This is a genomic window from Phenylobacterium parvum, assembly GCF_003150835.1.
In the GTDB taxonomy this organism is placed as follows: Bacteria; Pseudomonadota; Alphaproteobacteria; order Caulobacterales; family Caulobacteraceae; genus Phenylobacterium; species Phenylobacterium parvum.
The window spans coordinates 1,662,028-1,677,565 of record NZ_CP029479.1 but is presented as its reverse complement, the minus strand read 5'-3'; the positions used below and the strand labels follow the sequence as shown (position 1 = coordinate 1,677,565).

Below are 15,538 nucleotides of genomic sequence, written 5' to 3'. Positions count from 1 at the left end.
TCTGCACCCCTTTACCGGGAAGATCGACCTAGACGGTCCGCAGGGCCGTCGCCGGGCGGGCCGACAGGATGGGCAGGGCGCCAGCGAGGCTCAGTACGAGGGTGACCCCAAGGCCTGCGCCCAGGGTCGCCAGGACACGCCCCCAGTCTGGCGCCCAGGTGAACTCGAAGACCTGGACGATGATCCACCAGGCGCCGCCCAGCCCCACCGCCAGGGAGACAGCCGCCAGCAAGAGACCCAGCACGGCGTACTCTAGGGCCTGGACGCCGAGCAACTGGCCGCGCGTGGCGCCCAGCGTCTTCAGCACCACGGCGTCGTAGGTCCGCGACTGGCGCGCGGCCGCGACTGCGCCGGTCAGCACCGCCATGCCGGCCAGGAGGGTCACCGAGGCCGCCGCCAGGACCGCCAGGGCCATCTGGTCCAGCAGGGTCCTGGCCTGCCCCAGGACTTCACGGACCGAGATCACTGAAACACCGGGGAAGGCGGCGAGGATGGCCCGGGCCGAGGCGGTCTCGCGCTCGGGCGGCAGGCTGAGGGCGCCCGCCAGGGTGTGGGGCGCTCCGGCCAGGGTGCTGGGCGGGAAGACCATCAGGTAGTTGAAGCCCATGGTGTCCCAGTCAATCCGTCTCAGGGAGGCGATGCGCGCGGGGATTTCCCGCCCAAGCACACTGACCGTGAGCGTATCGCCCACACCGAGGCCAAGGTCCGCGGCGATCTCGTCATCCAGGGAGACGAGGGGAGGACCCGCATAGTCCTTCGGCCACCACTCCCCGGCCATGATGCGGCTGCCTGCGGGCAGATCCGCCGCGTAGGTGACGCCGCGTTCGCCGCGCAGCACCCACGCCTCGCGTGGGATCTCCTTGAGATCGCGGACCTTCTGGTCCCCATAGGCCGTGATCATGCCCCGCAGGGCGGGAACGAGGTCGACCTCGGCCCCGGGCGCGGCGTCCGTTACGGCCTTGCGAAAGGTGTCGGCGCCGGCAGAGGGCACGTCCAGTACGAACTGGGCCGGGGCCCGGGCCGGGACGGACCTGGCGATCTCGGCGTCCAGGCTGGTCTGGATGGCGGCGATCAGGACGAAGAGGGTCAGGGACAGGCCCATGGCGATCACCATGGCAGGGGTTTGTGCGCCGGGCCGGTGCAGGTTGGACAAGGCCAGTCGCAGCAGGGGCGAGGCCGGGCGCGGCAGTCGTCGGGCCATCGCCTGCACGCCGACGCCGACCGCCAGCAGGAACAGGAGGGCGCCGCCGGCTGCGGCCAGCACCCCGGCCGAGAACAGCGGCCTGTCGGCGGTTGCAAGCGCAAGGACCACCGAAAGGGCGGCCGCTCCGCCCACCACATAGAGGTCCCGCCGCGCGGGCCGACCCGGTGGCTCCAGCGCCGCCCGCCAGATGGCGGCGGGTGGGGTCGCCCCCGCCCGGGCGAGGGGCAGCCAGGTGAAGATGAAGGCGATCAGCAGGCCCTGGGCGGCGGCCAGGAGCAGGGGCGCCAGGTGCAGTGAGAATTCCGGCCGCACGGGCAGGCGGTCGCCGATCAGCGACAGGAGGACAGGGGGCGCCGCGGCCCCGGCGGCCAGGCCGGTGAGGATGGCGGCCCCGGCCACCACCCCGATCTGCAGAAGGTAGATCCCCGCAATGTCCCTGCCCGAGGCCCCGAGCACCTTGAGGGTGGCGATGGAGCCCCGGCGGGCGGTCAGGTAGCCGGAGACGCCATTGCTGACGCCGATCCCGGCGATGACCAGGGCGGCCAGGCCGATCAGTCCCAGGAACTGGCCCATGCGCTCGAAGAAGCGGCTGGCCCCAGGCGCTGCGCGGCTGTGGTCGCGCACCTGCCAGCCGGCCTCGCCGTGTTCGCGCTTGAGGGACTCCGCCAGTCGGTCGGAGCGCGGTTGTCCTTCGGGCAACCTCACCCGGTACTTAGCCTGGTAAAGGCTGCCCGGCTGGATCAGGTCCGTGGCGGGAATGTCCTCGATCCGGATCAGGGCGGCGGGGCCCAGGCTGAATCCCTCGCCGACCCGGTCGGGCTCGGTGTCCAGGACGCTGGCGACCCGGAACTCCGCCCGACCGAAGCCGACGACATCCCCGGGGCCGACGCCCAGGCGTTCGGCCAGGCCCCGTTCAACCAGGACCTCGCCGGGTCCCGGCCGGGGCGCGGCGCGCACGCCAGCAGCTGTCCGGACCGTCAGTTCGCCGTAAAGGGGATAGACGCCGTCCACGCCTTTCAGTTCGGCCAGCATGGGCGGGCCGGAGCCGCCCCGCGCCATGGCCCGCAGCCGGACGGTCTCGCTGACCCGCCCAAGGCCGGCCATGATCTCCTTCTCGGCGGCGGTGGCGTACCTCTGGGTCAGGGCGACCTCGATGTCCCCGCCCAGGAGCTCCCGGCCGCGCTTGGTCAGTTCGCCGGTGATGGCGGCGGTCAGGCTGCCGATGGCGGCCAGGGCGGCTACCCCCAGGAAGAGGCACAGGAACAGGAGCCTGAGCCCCCGGAAGGAGGCAGAAAGGTCGCGGCGCGCAATGCGCCAGAGGACGGCTGCGGGGACGGCTGCGGGGACGGGCGCGGGGGTCATGCGAGCCTGTCGGAGACGATCCGCCCGTCGGCCATCTCGACGATCCGGTCGCAGCGGGCGGCGAGCGCCGGGTCGTGGGTGATCATGACCAGGGTGGCGCCGGCGGCGGCCCGGCGCTCGAACAGGAGGTCGGCCACACGCCGCGAGGTGGCGCCGTCCAGGTTGCCGGTGGGCTCGTCGGCGAAGATGAGGCCGGGGCGGGGCGCCATGGCCCGGGCGATGGCCACCCTCTGCTGCTCACCGCCGGAAAGCTGGGTCGGATAGTGGCTGAGGCGGTCGGCAAGGCCGACAGCGGCAAGCTCTTCTATGGCCCGCTCGCGGGCGTCGGCGGCGCCGCAGAGTTCCATCGGCGTGGCGACATTCTCCAGGGCGGTCATGGTCGGAAGCAGGTGGAAGGCCTGCAGGATGATTCCGATCCGTCCGCGCCGGGCCCGGGCCAGGGAATCCTCGTCCAGGGGGCCGAAGTCCTGGCCGTCGATCCGGACCTCTCCGGCGGTGGCGCGCTCCAGTCCGGACAGGACGGCCATCAGCGACGACTTGCCGGAACCAGAGGGTCCCAGGACGGCCAGGCTCTGGCCGTGAGGCGCATCGAGGTCAACGCCCTTGAGGATGTCGGTGCTTCCAAGCGAAAGTGTCACTCCCCGCGCGCGGATCATCAGGTCGGTGTCGGCGGCGTGGGCGGTCATGCGTGGAGGTGTCCGGTGCGGTCAGGATCATGGCTATATGTGGTTATGGCGGGGCTTTGCCAGTTCGTCCTGGCCTGTTCACCCGCCGCCGAGGCGCCGCAGACACAGGCCGGCTCCGCCGCGGAGGCGGCCTTCACGGGTCCGATCATCGTTGCTTTTGGCGACAGCCTGTTCGCCGGCTACGGGCTGGAGCCCTCCCAGGGCTTCGCCCCGGCGCTTGAGCGGGCCCTCGAAGCCCAGGGTGTGAAGGCCCGGGTGATCAACGCCGGCGTCTCGGGAGACACCACCGCCGCCGGACTGGCGCGCCTGGGATTCACCCTCGACGGCCTGCCGCGCAAGCCGGACCTGGTCATCATCGGACTGGGCGCCAACGACATGCTGAGGGGCCTCAGCCCTGCCCAGACCCGGGCCAACCTGCAGGCCATGCTGGAGGAGCTGAAACGACGCGGGATCCCGGCCGCCCTGACCACCATGATGGCGGCGCCTAACCTGGGCGAGGACTACGCCCGGGCCTTCAATCCCATATACGGCGACCTCTCCCGCGCCAGCGGGGCGCGGCTCTATCCCTTCTTCCTCGAGGGGGTCGCGGGCCAGCCGGGCAAGCTCCTGCCCGATGGCATGCACCCCAACGCCCAGGGGGTGGAGGATATCGCCCGTCGGCTGGCCCCGGCCGTCGCCGGGGACCTCCCGAAGGGCTGAGGGGCGGGCCGGGACCCGCCCCCCCGGCCTACTTTGCCGCCGGCGGGGCGGCGATCACTTCGACCGGCAGGCCGAGCTTGTCCAGCTGCGGCTTCACCACGGCGGCGTCGCCCACCACTACGAAGGTCAGGCGCGAGGGATCGACGGCCTTGCGCACCGCCGCATCCATGTCCGCCGCCGTCATCGCCCCGTACCGCTCGGGCAGGCGCTCGTACCAGTCGTCCGAACGCTTGAACTCGGTCAGGGTCGACAGGCCGTTCAGCACGGAGGCGCTTCGCTCGAACTGGCCGGGCAGTTCCCGCGTGGCCCCGTCGACGGTCAGTTGCCGCTCTTCGGCGGAAGCGCCGCGGGTGGTGGTGAAGTCCCGGGTTTCCTTCAGGATTTCCGTCACCGAATCCGCCGTGCGGTCCGCCTGGACCGGGGCGGTGACGCGGAAGGCGACCCGCTCGACCGTCTCGGGAATTCCCGAGCGGACGCCGTAGGACCACCCCTTGGTTTCGCGCAGGTTCATGTTCAGGCGCGAGAGGAAGCCGCCGCCGAGGATCTCGTTGCCAGCCTGCAGGGCGAGGAGGTCGTCGCCGCCCCGGGCGTCGAGGACCTGTCCGGCCGCGATCACCGACTGGGGCGACTTCGGCCGGTCGACCAGCACGATCCGGTTGCCCGCCGGCGCAGGCGGCGCCGGGAAGGCCTTGGCGCCCCGCGTCGCGCCCGGCTCCGGCTTCCAGTCGCCCAGGGCGGCGTTCAGCTTGGGCAGGATCTCGGCCAGGGGGCGGTCGGAGACGATGATCAGGCGGCCATTGTCGGGCCGGATCCAGCGGTCGTGCTGGGCCTTGAGGTCCGCCGGGGACAGCCGGCCCACCACGGCGGCGTCGCCGGCCCCACCGGCGCGGACGCTGTAGGGATGAGCGCCGCCGTAGAGCCGCTTCGACAGTTCCGCCGCCGCGATGGCGGAGGGGTTGTTCGCCTCAGCCGAGATCCGCGCGAGTTGCTGGCCGCGCAGGCGATCGACGACCGCCGGCTCAAAGGTCGGCCGTCGCAGGACGTCCGCGAAGAGGGCAAGGGAAGGGGCGAGGTTGGGGGTCAGGGCGTCGAGGACCACGTTGGAGCGGTCGGGTCCCGCCATGCCGCCGACGCTGGCGCCCAACAGTTCGCTGCGCTCGGCGATCTCACGGCTGGACAGCCCGCCAGCGCCCTCGGTCAGGGCTCGCAGCATCATGGACTGGGCGCCGAAGTCACGCACGCCATCCGCGGCTGTGCCAGCGTCAAAGGTCGCCGCCACCAGGGTGCGCGGCTCGCTCGCGCGTCGGGCGTAGACCACGGGCATGCCGTTGGACAGGGTGGCGCGCTCTACGTCCGGGAAGTCCAGGGCCGGGACCTTGCCGGCCCCCGGCATGACAGGATCGGCGCGGGGCGTACCGGCGGCCTGGGCCACGCCGGTCCGGTCGATCACCGCGCCCTTGGCGGCCGTGTCGCCGCCCAGCGTGCCGCCGTCCAGGTCACGCTCGCCCGGATCGACGCGGAGGGCCAGGACCGGGCGGCTCAGCCAGGCCTGCAGGGCCGACTGCACGGCGCCCGGCGTCAGGGCCGCCCAGGCGTCCAGGCGCTTGCGGTACAGGGCCGCGTCGTCGGCGTAGAGCTCACCCTCGGCGAGGGTCACCGCCTTGCCGCCGAAGCCGCCGACGGCCTCGGTCTGGCGGATCTTGCCAGCGATCTCGACCCGGCGTGCGCGGTCCAGTTCCTCCGCCGTCGGGCCAGAGCGGACGAGGCCCGCAATGACTTCGTCCATCCGCTTGGCCACGAGGTCCGGAGACACGCCGGGGCGGACGTCGGCGGCGAGGGTCAGGACTCCCACGGACTGGAAGACGCCATAGTCGGCCGTCACCGAGACCGCGATCTTCTCGTCCCGCACGAGGGCGTTGTCGAGGCGCGACGAAGACAGGCCGCCAAGGACGCTGACCCCGGCCTCCAGGGCGACGGACGACAGGTCGTTGAGGCCCGGCGTCGACCAGCTGCGATAGATCCGGGTGGTCGCGACCCGATCCTTGTGCGCCAGGCTCACCGGCGCCTTGAGTGTCACCGGGCCGTCGGACACCGGGGCGACGCGGGGACCGCGCGGAATGGCGCCAAAGTACTTCTCTACCAGCTTCCGGGCCGTGGGCGCATCGATGTCGCCGGCCAGGACCAGGACGGCGTTGTTCGGGCCATAGTTGTCGGTGAACCAGCGCTTCACGTCGTCCAGAGACGCTGCATCCAGGTCGGCCATCGAGCCGATGGTGCTGTGGCGATAGCCATGCCCGGCTGGGAAGAGGTTCTGGTTGATCAGGTAGTCCACGAGGCCAAAGGGCTGGTTGTCGCCCTGCCGCTTCTCGTTCTGGACGACGCCCCGCTGGTTATCGAGCTTTTCCTGGGTCACGGCGCCGAGCAGGTGGCCCATCCGGTCGCTTTCCAGGAAGAGCGCGCGGTCCAGGGCGCCGGTGGGGACGGTCTGGAAATAGTTGGTCCGGTCGAACCAGGTGGTGCCGTTGAAGTCGGTGGCGCCGACCTCCTGCAGGGGCTTGAAGAAGTCGCCGGGGGCGTTCTCCGAGCCGTTGAACATCAGGTGCTCGAAGAGGTGGGCGAAGCCGGTGCGGCCGGCCGGCTCATGCTTGGACCCGACGCCATACCAGATGGACACCGCGACCACCGGAGCCTTCCGGTCCGTGTGCACGAGGACCCGGAGGCCGTTCGGCAGGGTGAAGCGCTCATAGGGAATGTCGACCAGGCGGGCCAACTCGGCGGCGGTGGCGGGCTGGCCGGCGTTCTGGGACGCCGGCGCCTTGGCGGGAGCCGCGATGGCCTGGGGCGAGGAGAGGGCGACGAGCAGTGCGAGGCTCGCGCCCGAGAAGAGCCGTCCGGCGAGGGTCATGGGAACTCCGGGGTAGGGCGACGCCCGGGCGCCGCGTCAGGATTTGCGCCTGACTTAATGGGATCGACCGGCAAGGCAAGGCCCGGGCGCCGAAGACCACTGGACCTCTCCGCAGGGCGCCTCATTATCTTGCAGAGAAGAAACCGTTTCCAGGGGAGGATGGGGCATGGCCGGGAATGCGGCGCCGAGGACGGCGCTCAAGGGCTCTAGCGTCGACGTGGTGGTGGTCGGCGCCGGGTTTGGCGGCCTCTACATGGTCCACAAGGCCCGCGAGGCGGGGCTGAGCGTCCAGGGCTTCGAGGCGGGCGGCGGCGTCGGCGGCACCTGGTACTGGAACCGCTATCCCGGCGCCCGGTGCGACATTCCCAGTCTCTTCTATTCCTTCACCTGGTCCGAGGAACTGGCGCGCGAGTGGCGCTGGAGCGAGAAGTACGCCCCCCAGCCGGAAATCCTGAGGTATGCCGAGCACATCGCCGACCGGTTCGACCTCCGGCCGGCCTTCCACTTCAACACCCGCGTCGAAAGCGCCGTTTTCGACGAGGCGACGGCGCGCTGGACGGTCCGCACCGACCAGGGGGATGAGGTGTCCGCCCGCTGGGTGGTGATGGCGACGGGCTGCCTGTCCGTGCCCAAGAACCCCGACATCCCGGGCGCGGACCGCTTCAAGGGCGAGACCCACCTGACCGGGCTCTGGCCGCATGAGGGGGTGGACTTCACCGGCAAGCGGGTCGCGGTCATCGGGACCGGCTCTTCGGCCATCCAGTCCATTCCCCTGATCGCCCGGGACGCCGCCCAGGTCACCGTCTTCCAGCGGACGCCGAACTTCTCCCTGCCGGCCCTCAACTCGCCGCTCAGCGACGCCGAGGTGGATGGCTACCTTGAGGGTTTCACCGGCTATCGCGACATGCTGCGGAGCGGGCAGTCCATCTTCCCCGCGCCGCCGCCGGACTATCGCGTCCAGGGCGAGGAACTGGAGACCCTGAAGTCCGGCCTCTGGAACGGCATGGGCCTGATGTCCCTGTTCGCCATTCCCAACCTCATGCGGATGCCCGACCTCAACGAAGAGGTCTGCGAGCATGTCCGCGACCGTGTCCGGCAGATGGTCCGCGACCCCGAGGTCGCAGAGCGGCTTGTGCCGCGCGGCTACGCCATCGGCGCCAAGCGGCCCTGCGTCGACACCGACTATTACGCCACCTTCAACCGGGACAATGTCCGCCTCGTCGACCTTCGCGAGACGCCGATCGAGACGATCACCAAGATGGGCGTCCGCACCACCGCGGGGGAAACACCCTTCGACGTCATCGTCTTCGCCACCGGCTTCGACGCCATGACCGGCGCCCTCCTGAAGATGGATATCCGCGGAAGGGACGGGCGCACCCTTGGCGAGGCCTGGGCGGAAGGACCCAAGACCTATCTTGGCCTGATGGTCGCGGGCTTCCCCAACCTCTTCACCGTCACCGGTCCCGGGAGCCCTTCGGTCCTGTCGAACATGATCTCGTCCATCGAGCAGCATATCGACTGGATCGACAACGCCATCACCTGGGCGAACGGCCGCCAGGCGCGCACCCTGGAGGCGGATCCCTCGGCGCAGGAAGCCTGGGTGGCGCATGTCAACGAAGCGGCGGAGGGCAGTCTCTATCTCGACGCCGCCTCCTGGTACATGGGCGCGAACGTGCCCGGTAAGCCCCGGGTCTTCATGCCGTACATCGGCGAGGGCTACAAAATCCGGATCGATGAGGTGGCGGCCCGGGACTACGAAGGCTTCCGCACGGAGTAGGGGCTCGCGCCTGCCGCGGGCCGTGGAGGAAACATGAAGCGTCTGTTCGCCGCCGCCCTCTGGGCCGGCGCCCTTTTCGCCGCGCCGGCGATGGCCCAGGTCGCGCTCAAGCCGGACACGCCGAACCTTTTGTTCTGGAGCCCCGAACAGCAGGCCCGGTGGTACCCGGCCATGGAGACGGTCTACGAGACCCGCCCGATCGCCTCGGGAGCCCGTATCCACGCCCTTCCCCAGGCGACGGGGAAAATCGATCCCAGCTTCACCCATGCAGGCCGCACCTGGACGGTGGACCAATACATGGAGGCCTACCGTGTCTCCGGGCTGCTGGTGATCCGGGATGGGCGGGTGCTGCTGGAGAAGTACGGCCTGGGTAGGGGTCCGAAGGATCGCTGGACGTCCTTTTCCGTCGCCAAGTCCGTGACCGCCACCCTCGTGGGCGCCGCGATCCAGGACGGTCACATCAAGAGCCTGAAGACCCCCGTCACCGACATCCTGCCCGAGCTGAAGGGCTCGGCCTACGAGGGGGTCACCCTTCGCCAGCTCCTGATGATGAGTTCTGGGGTGCGGTGGAACGAGGACTATTCCGACCCGAACTCTGACGTCGCCAAGGGGCCGCTCGAGGGCCTGAAGCTGGCGGAGGGCAAGCCCGGCCTGAACCCGGTGGTCGCCTACATGCGCACCCTGCCGCGCGCCCACGCCCCCGGGACGAGGTTCAACTACAATACCGGTGAAACGGACCTGGTCGGCATCCTGCTCGCCCGGGCGGTCGGCAAGGGCCTTGCCGAGTACGCCTCGGAGAAGATCTGGAAGCCCTATGGCATGGAGGCGGAAGGCGACTGGGTGACGGACCCCGGCGGGCTGGAGCGCGGCGGATGCTGCATGTCCATGACTCTGAGGGACTATGGCCGGATTGGGCAGTTCGTCCTGGAGGACGGCGTCATCGACGGCCGTCCGGTCCTGCCGCCGGGCTGGGCGCGCGAAGCGACAACCCAGCAGATCGAGAACGGCCAGGCCGGTTACGGCTACTTCTGGTGGATGCAGCCCAACGGCGCCTACCAGGCGACCGGGATCTTCGGGCAGTCCATCACGACCTTCCGGGAGGATCGCATCATCATCGTCGTGAACTCCGCCTGGCCGAAGTCCGGTGGACCCGACCTGAGGGACGGCCGGATCGCCCTGGTCAACGCCCTGCGGGAGGCGGCGCTGGCGCGTCCGAAGTGACCGATCCCTCCATCCAGGGCTCCAGATAGCGGACAAAGGCTTCGGTCGCCTCCTGCACCAGGAGTTCGGCCTCGGAGGCGGGCTCGGTCAGCAGGAGGTCCAGGACCCCGGAGACGCCTTCGATCGCCACCCGGGCGACCAGCAGGGCCCTGTCTGCGTCTCCCCCAGTGCTCCGGAGGATCGACCCCGCGAGGAGCCGGGCAGTGGCCAGGGAGGCGCTTGCATCCACGCCCTGGAGTTCCGGCGACAGGCGGATCGCCATCCAGATAGCCCTTTCGCCCGGGGAGTGGACCCGGCGGCGCGCCGCCAGGCGGATCCCCTCGCTGACTGCAGAACGCCAGGGGCGCCCGCCGTCGATCTGGGCGATCAGCTCCGCCAGCTGGGCCTGGTTCGCCTCCGCCATGCGCTCTGCGATGGTCGCGAAAATGGCCTGCTTGTTGGGAAAGTACTTGTAGATCGAGGCGATGTTCACGCCTGCGCGGGCGGCGATCAGGTTGGTGTTCACCGCCTCGAAGCCGACTTCGGCCGCCAGGTCGGTGGTCGCCTCAAGGATCCTGTTCAGGGTGTTCAGCCCACGGGCGCTCGCCGGACGGGCGCGGAGGGCCAGCGCGCCGGGGTCCTCGGACGGGGGCGTCCTGGGCGACGCGGTCTCTCGCAGGGCTTCCATGCCCTCCTTGCTACACAAGCCCGCCCGCCGGGGCCAGCGTCCGCCGCGGGCGTCCATTCGCGGCCTTGCATTTGCACTCCTGTCGGGGGACGTTTGTCACAAGCCCTCCAGAGCGGGGTGATTGAGGAGGATGACAGAGTCATGGGCTGGAATTTTGGTGACATTCTCGACGCGGTGGGTCCGAACGTGTCCCCTGAGGCGCCGGCCTTCATCCACGGTTCGCGGGTCATAAACTGGGGCGACGCCGTCCGGATGACCAACAACATGGCGCGGGGCCTGATCGCCCGCGGCGCCCAGCCCGGCGACAAGATCGCCATCTACATGCGCAACCGTCCGGAATACCTGATGGCCGTCGCCGCGGGATGGAAGGCGCGCCTGACCCACGTCAACGTCAACTACCGCTACACCCCTGAGGAGGTGTGGTACATCTTCGATAATTCTGACGCCCAGACAGTGGTTTACGCCAGCGAGTTCAGAGACGCGGTCACTGAAATCCGGCCGCGCCTGCCCAAGGTGAAGACCTGGGTCGAGGTCAGCGAGACCGGAGAAGTCGCTTCCTTCGCCGAGCACTTCGACGCCCTAGGCGAAGAGGGCAATGGCGGTCCGCTCGACATCCAGCGCTCCGGTGACGACCAGTTCTTCATCTACACCGGCGGCACCACGGGCATGCCCAAGGGCGTGATGTGGACCCACCACGACATGCGCGAGATCACCCTGCAGGGCGCGCGCAAGCTGGGCCCGGTTCCCGAGACCCTCGAGGAACTCGCCGAGGCGACCCGCCGCATGCCGGTAGGCTCGCGCATCCTGCCGGCGCCGCCCCTGATGCACGGGACGGGCCTGTTGACCTCCATGGGCACGATGATGGCCGGCGGCTGCGTCATCACCCTGGAGAAGCCCAACTTCGACGCCGAGGAACTCCTGACGGCGATCGACGCCCACAAGCCCCAGACCCTGGTCATCGTGGGCGACTCCTTTGGCAAGCCGATCCTGAACGCCCTCAACGCCGCCCCCGGGCGCTACGACGTGTCCAGCATCCTGACCATCGTCTCCTCCGGCGTGATGTGGAGCCACGAGGTCAAGAAGGGCATGCTGGAGCATATGCCCCAGGCCATGCTGAGCGACGGCTTCTCATCCTCCGAGGCCCTGGGCATGGGCAACTCGATCATGACGAAGGACTCCGAGGTCCAGACCGCCAAGTTCATGCTGGGAGAGCGCTGCAAGGTGTTCGACGAGAACGACCAGCCGGTCGAGCCGGGTTCGGGCAAGTCGGGCATGGTGGCCATCGGGCCGCCCAATCCGCTCGGCTACTACAAGGACGACGAGAAGACCGCCCGGACGTTCCGTACGATCAACGGCGTCCGCTACTCCATCCCCGGCGACTGGTGCATCGTCGAGGCGGACGGCACCCTGACACTGTTGGGGCGCGGCTCGGCCTGCATCAACACGGCTGGCGAAAAGGTCTTCCCCGAGGAGGTCGAGGAGGCCCTCAAGACCCATCCCAGCGTCGACGACGCCCTGGTGGTGGGCCTGCCCGACGAGAAGTGGGGCCAGTCGGTGACCGGCGTGGTCCGTCTCGCAGAGGGCGCCAGCCTGGACGAGGACGCCCTGCGCGCCCACGTCCGCAAGTCGCTGGCCGGCTACAAGACGCCCAAGCGGGTCGTCTCCACCGACCAGTCCATCCGCGCCAGCAATGGCAAGGCTGACTACGCCACCGCCAAGAAGATCGCCGAGACCACCCTGGCCTGAGGGCGCTTCAGCGCCGGCGCACCTCCATGGGGTAACCGGCGCGCGAGGCGCCTGCCGCCCGGTCAAGCTCGGCCCAGCCGGAGGCGTCTCCCGACAGGGTTGCGCGCCAGAAGGCGGACTGCAGGCCCCGTAGTCGGCCGGCGGCCTTGCCCAGGGCGGGATCGCTGTCCGGCGCGTCAAAGTCGCCGTGCCGGAAGCCGTCGAGAATGGCGGCGTACTGCCGCCCCGGCCGCGCGGTTCGGAAGGCCTCCAGACGCCAGTCCGGGGTCTCCCCCGCCGCCCCGAAGTCGCGGCTGCCAGTGATGCTGAAGAGGGGGGTGCTCATCCGGTCGAAGGCGCCGGGCTTCAGTCCGAGCCGGCCCGTTCCCTGGCCGCTGATGACGAGCCCGCTCCGGAAGCCTGAAGGCAGGATCTGCGGCTCGGGCGCCAGGCGGGCGCCGCAGGCCACCAGGGTCAGGTAGGCCCCGAAGGAGTGACCGCCCATGCCGATCCGCGACGGGTCGATCCGCTCGCGCACCGCCGCGGGAAGGCGAGCGTCCCGCGATTTAACCAGGCCCTGCAGGAAGCCGATGTCGGCCAGCCGGCTTCGCAGGAAGACGGGGCGTTCCATCACTTCGGTCAGCGAGACCCCCGACGCCCCCTGTCCCATGGCTGCGGCGAGGGCGGCGCGCACCGCGCGGGCGTCGTCCGCCGGCAGGGTCGGGTCCGGGAGCTGGACGGAGTCGGTATGGGTGGGGTGAAGGACCACCATCCCCTTCGACGCCCAGGCCCGTCCGGAATTGCCAAAGGCGGCGAGCGACCCGCCAAAGCCGTGGCTGAAGATGACGACAGGCCAGAGACCGGGCTCAGCCGGCATGTGGATGCGGGTCGGGATGGGCCGTCCCCGGGCCGGATCGACGAGGTCGACACGGTCGAGGGTCCGGACCTGACCCATCAGCCCGGAGGGCGCGGCCAGGGCGGGGGCGGCCTGAAGGAGGCGACGACGACTGAACATGTCGGGCATCTAGCCGCTGTCCCGGGCCTTGCGCCAGCCTCAACGAAGTCTGGCGCCGGGAGGACGCCTCCGCTACTCGGGACCCCAGGAGGCCGGACATGTCAGATACCGATGCAACGCCCTTTCGCCAGATGCTGGAGTCCCTCGCGCCCGAGGCTGGCGGCCTGGGCATCGACCTTCCGGGGGATTGGCTGCAGGGCCGCACCGCCTACGGCGGCCTGACCGGCGCCCTCTGCGTCGAGGCGGCCGCTCGCCTCCATCCCGACCTCCCGCCCCTGCGCAACGCCCACTTCGCCCTGGCCGGACCGGCCTCCGGGAGGCTTGCCGTTCAGGCGGAGGTGGTCCGCCAGGGCAAGTCCGCCGTCGTCATCGAGGCCTCTGTGACAGGAGAGGCCGGTCCCGCCGCCCGCGCCCTCCTGACCTACGGGGTGGGCCGGGACTCCCAGGTCCGGGCTTCGGGCGCGATCCCGCCCGCCGTTCCCGCCCCCGAGGCCTGTCCCACCTTTTTCGCTGCGGACCGAAAGCCCAGCTTCGCCCGTCACTTCGACGTTCGCCTGGCCGGCGGCGCCCGGCCCATGACCCCCGGGGCCGAGCCCCGGATCACGGTCTGGATTCGCCACGGCGACGGCGAGACCCCAGACGGCCTTCCCGCACTGGTGGCCCTGGCCGACGCCATTCCCTCGCCCGCCCTGGTGCTCTTTCCCGAGTTCGCCCCCTTCAGCACCATGACCTGGTCCCTGGACCTGACCTCGGCGGCGCCCGCCAGCGCCTCGGGCTGGTGGCTCCTGGACAGCACCATCGACGCCGCCGACGGCGGATACGCCTCCCAGGACATGAGCCTCTGGAACGACGCCGGCGAACTCGTCGCCCGCGCCCGCCAGATGGTGGCCGTCTTCATCTGAAGGGATCCAGGCCCAGCCAGGACCGGACTCGCGGGATCCGGCGAAGGACCAGGAACTCAACCAGGGCGACCAGGACGAGGCTCGCGCCGAGGACCGGCATGAAGACGCCGAGGGCCAGTTTGGCGAGGCCGACGCCCCGGGCGGCGTTTACGTTGGCCAGCCGCTCAGGCGCCCCCAGCACGCCCTGAGGTCCGCGCCGCCGCCACATGACGATCCCGCTCAGCGAGAGCGTCACCAGACCTGTCGCCGCAAGCAGGCCGAGGAGCTGGTTGGCGAGTCCAAAGAGCTGTCCCTCATGGGCCGCGACCCCGAACCCGATGGCCTTGTCGATGGGGTGCTTGCCGGCGAAGGTCTCGGCGCCCGTCACCTGGCCGGTCGCGGGATCAAGGGTCAGCACCACCCGTTGGGGGCGGTTTGCCGTCTCTGACCGGACCGTCCAGGTCGGCGAGGATCGCCACCCGCCGCCCGGCGCTGGCGGGGCGATCAGCACCGGCGGCGGCAGGTCCATCAGTCGCGCCGCAGCCGCCATCCGGTCCAGCGACGCCGCAGCGGGCTCTCCCGCAGGGACGGGTTGGCTGGCCAGTGCGCGATGGCCGGCCTGTGCGTCCGCCTGCTCGGACTTTCGTCCGGACGACCACTCCTGGGGGGCGTTCAGGGTCCCCGTCGCCCGCCGGACCTCCTTGAAGGCGTCGTTCCAGACCGTGGTCCAGGGCAGTCCGGTCAGGAGCAGGAAGAGGGCAAGGCCCGAGACCCAGAACCCGGTGACGGCGTGCAGGTCCCTCCAGGCGAGACGCCCGCCCAGGCCCAGCCGGGGCCAGAGGACGCCGCCAGGGCCGCGCCCCCCCCTTGGAAACCAGAGGACCAGGCCGGTGAGGATCATCACAACCGCCCAGCCCGCCGCCAGCTCCACAAGAATCGAACCCCGCTCACCCATCAGGAGTTCACCGTGGATCGTCTTGATGACTTCCATCGGCCGGTCCGCTTCCCATTCCAGACCCAGAACCACGTTGGCTTCCGGATGGACAAAGGCGATCAGGGGGCCGTTCGGCGTGGACAGGATGACCCTCGCCGCGTCGTCCGTCTCACGGCGGACCTCATAGAACTTGAGCCGGGAGCCTTCAGGCGCGGCCGAGAGGGCGGCCTTCACCTGGGCCTCGGCGCTTCGCGGCCCGCCCTCTGTGACCAGGTGGTCGTAGGGGCTGTCGAGGAAGGCTTCGACCTGTGGCTTGAAGAGATAGGCCGCCCCGGTCACGGACAGGATGATGACGAAGGGGATGCAGAACAGGCCGGCGTAGAAGTGCCAGCGCCAGACCGTCCTGTGGGCCAGGATGGACTTGCGCTCTGCGCCGGGCAGGGTGTCGGGTTCGGTCATGGC

At 70.2% G+C, this 15,538-nt stretch carries 11 protein-coding genes; 5 read left to right on the top strand and 6 right to left on the bottom strand.

What is annotated here, in order from left to right; all coding sequences use genetic code 11:
• Positions 1 to 28: 28 nt before the first annotated feature.
• Positions 29 to 2,566 carry an ABC transporter permease gene (locus HYN04_RS08020; RefSeq protein WP_110450280.1) on the bottom strand — a complete coding sequence of 846 codons (2,538 nt, stop codon included), beginning with the start codon at positions 2,564 to 2,566 and terminating at the stop codon, positions 29 to 31.
• Positions 2,563 to 3,252 carry an ABC transporter ATP-binding protein gene (locus HYN04_RS08015; RefSeq protein ID WP_110450279.1) on the bottom strand — a complete coding sequence of 230 codons (690 nt, stop codon included), beginning with the start codon at positions 3,250 to 3,252 and terminating at the stop codon, positions 2,563 to 2,565. The genes HYN04_RS08020 and HYN04_RS08015 overlap by 4 nt, the downstream gene beginning before the upstream one ends.
• A gap of 15 nt (positions 3,253 to 3,267) precedes the next feature.
• Between HYN04_RS08015 and HYN04_RS08010 the strand changes: the two genes are divergently transcribed.
• Entirely contained in the window at positions 3,268 to 3,951 is a 684-nt protein-coding gene (locus tag HYN04_RS08010; protein ID WP_199285936.1) for an arylesterase, read from the top strand.
• A gap of 28 nt (positions 3,952 to 3,979) precedes the next feature.
• Here the strand turns inward: HYN04_RS08010 and HYN04_RS08005 are convergent, their stop codons facing one another.
• Positions 3,980 to 6,856: a M16 family metallopeptidase gene (locus HYN04_RS08005; protein ID WP_110450277.1), complete on the bottom strand. Its 2,877-nt coding sequence runs from the start codon at positions 6,854 to 6,856 to the stop codon at positions 3,980 to 3,982.
• A gap of 166 nt (positions 6,857 to 7,022) precedes the next feature.
• Here HYN04_RS08005 and HYN04_RS08000 point away from each other — a divergent pair, with 166 nt between their 5' ends.
• Both HYN04_RS08000 and HYN04_RS07995 read left to right on the top strand, forming a co-directional pair.
• Positions 7,023 to 8,633: a flavin-containing monooxygenase gene (locus HYN04_RS08000; protein WP_110450276.1), complete on the top strand. Its 1,611-nt coding sequence runs from the start codon at positions 7,023 to 7,025 to the stop codon at positions 8,631 to 8,633.
• 33 nt (positions 8,634 to 8,666) lie between these two features.
• Positions 8,667 to 9,854 (top strand): serine hydrolase domain-containing protein, encoded by a 1,188-nt coding sequence (locus tag HYN04_RS07995; RefSeq protein WP_110450275.1) that lies wholly within the window; start codon positions 8,667 to 8,669, stop codon positions 9,852 to 9,854.
• Here HYN04_RS07995 and HYN04_RS07990 read toward each other — a convergent pair.
• Entirely contained in the window at positions 9,814 to 10,521 is a 708-nt protein-coding gene (locus tag HYN04_RS07990) for a TetR/AcrR family transcriptional regulator (RefSeq protein ID WP_162599594.1), read from the bottom strand. The genes HYN04_RS07995 and HYN04_RS07990 overlap by 41 nt on opposite strands.
• Positions 10,522 to 10,662: 141 nt before the next feature.
• On the opposite strand from HYN04_RS07990, the gene HYN04_RS07985 reads away from it, so the two are divergent.
• A complete protein-coding gene (locus HYN04_RS07985; RefSeq protein ID WP_110450273.1) occupies positions 10,663 to 12,267 on the top strand; it encodes an acyl-CoA synthetase in 1,605 nt (534 codons plus the stop codon).
• Positions 12,268 to 12,274: 7 nt separating this feature from the next.
• Here HYN04_RS07985 and HYN04_RS07980 read toward each other — a convergent pair whose 3' ends face one another.
• Entirely contained in the window at positions 12,275 to 13,270 is a 996-nt protein-coding gene (locus tag HYN04_RS07980; protein ID WP_110450272.1) for an alpha/beta hydrolase family protein, read from the bottom strand.
• 89 nt (positions 13,271 to 13,359) lie between these two features.
• On the opposite strand from HYN04_RS07980, the gene HYN04_RS07975 reads away from it, so the two are divergent.
• Positions 13,360 to 14,163, top strand: coding sequence for a thioesterase family protein (locus tag HYN04_RS07975; RefSeq protein WP_110450271.1), 804 nt, complete (start codon positions 13,360 to 13,362; stop codon positions 14,161 to 14,163).
• Here HYN04_RS07975 and HYN04_RS07970 read toward each other — a convergent pair.
• Entirely contained in the window at positions 14,156 to 15,535 is a 1,380-nt protein-coding gene (locus tag HYN04_RS07970) for a PepSY-associated TM helix domain-containing protein (protein ID WP_110450270.1), read from the bottom strand. The two genes, HYN04_RS07975 and HYN04_RS07970, sit on opposite strands and share 8 nt — an antisense overlap.
• Between the last annotated feature and the right edge of the window lie 3 nt (positions 15,536 to 15,538).

Excerpts from the sequence above, each read along its gene's own strand:
- HYN04_RS08020 (WP_110450280.1), bottom strand. The coding sequence starts at position 2,566 with ATGACCCCCGCGCCCGTCCCCGCAGCCGTCCCCGCAGCCGTCCTCTGG.
- HYN04_RS08015 (WP_110450279.1), bottom strand. The coding sequence starts at position 3,252 with ATGACCGCCCACGCCGCCGACACCGACCTGATGATCCGCGCGCGGGGA.
- HYN04_RS08005 (WP_110450277.1), bottom strand. The coding sequence starts at position 6,856 with ATGACCCTCGCCGGACGGCTCTTCTCGGGCGCGAGCCTCGCACTGCTC.
- HYN04_RS08000 (WP_110450276.1), top strand. The coding sequence starts at position 7,023 with ATGGCCGGGAATGCGGCGCCGAGGACGGCGCTCAAGGGCTCTAGCGTC.
- HYN04_RS07995 (WP_110450275.1), top strand. The coding sequence starts at position 8,667 with ATGAAGCGTCTGTTCGCCGCCGCCCTCTGGGCCGGCGCCCTTTTCGCC.
- HYN04_RS07990 (WP_162599594.1), bottom strand. The coding sequence starts at position 10,521 with ATGGAAGCCCTGCGAGAGACCGCGTCGCCCAGGACGCCCCCGTCCGAG.
- HYN04_RS07985 (WP_110450273.1), top strand. The coding sequence starts at position 10,663 with ATGGGCTGGAATTTTGGTGACATTCTCGACGCGGTGGGTCCGAACGTG.
- HYN04_RS07980 (WP_110450272.1), bottom strand. The coding sequence starts at position 13,270 with ATGCCCGACATGTTCAGTCGTCGTCGCCTCCTTCAGGCCGCCCCCGCC.
- HYN04_RS07975 (WP_110450271.1), top strand. The coding sequence starts at position 13,360 with ATGTCAGATACCGATGCAACGCCCTTTCGCCAGATGCTGGAGTCCCTC.
- HYN04_RS07970 (WP_110450270.1), bottom strand. The coding sequence starts at position 15,535 with ATGACCGAACCCGACACCCTGCCCGGCGCAGAGCGCAAGTCCATCCTG.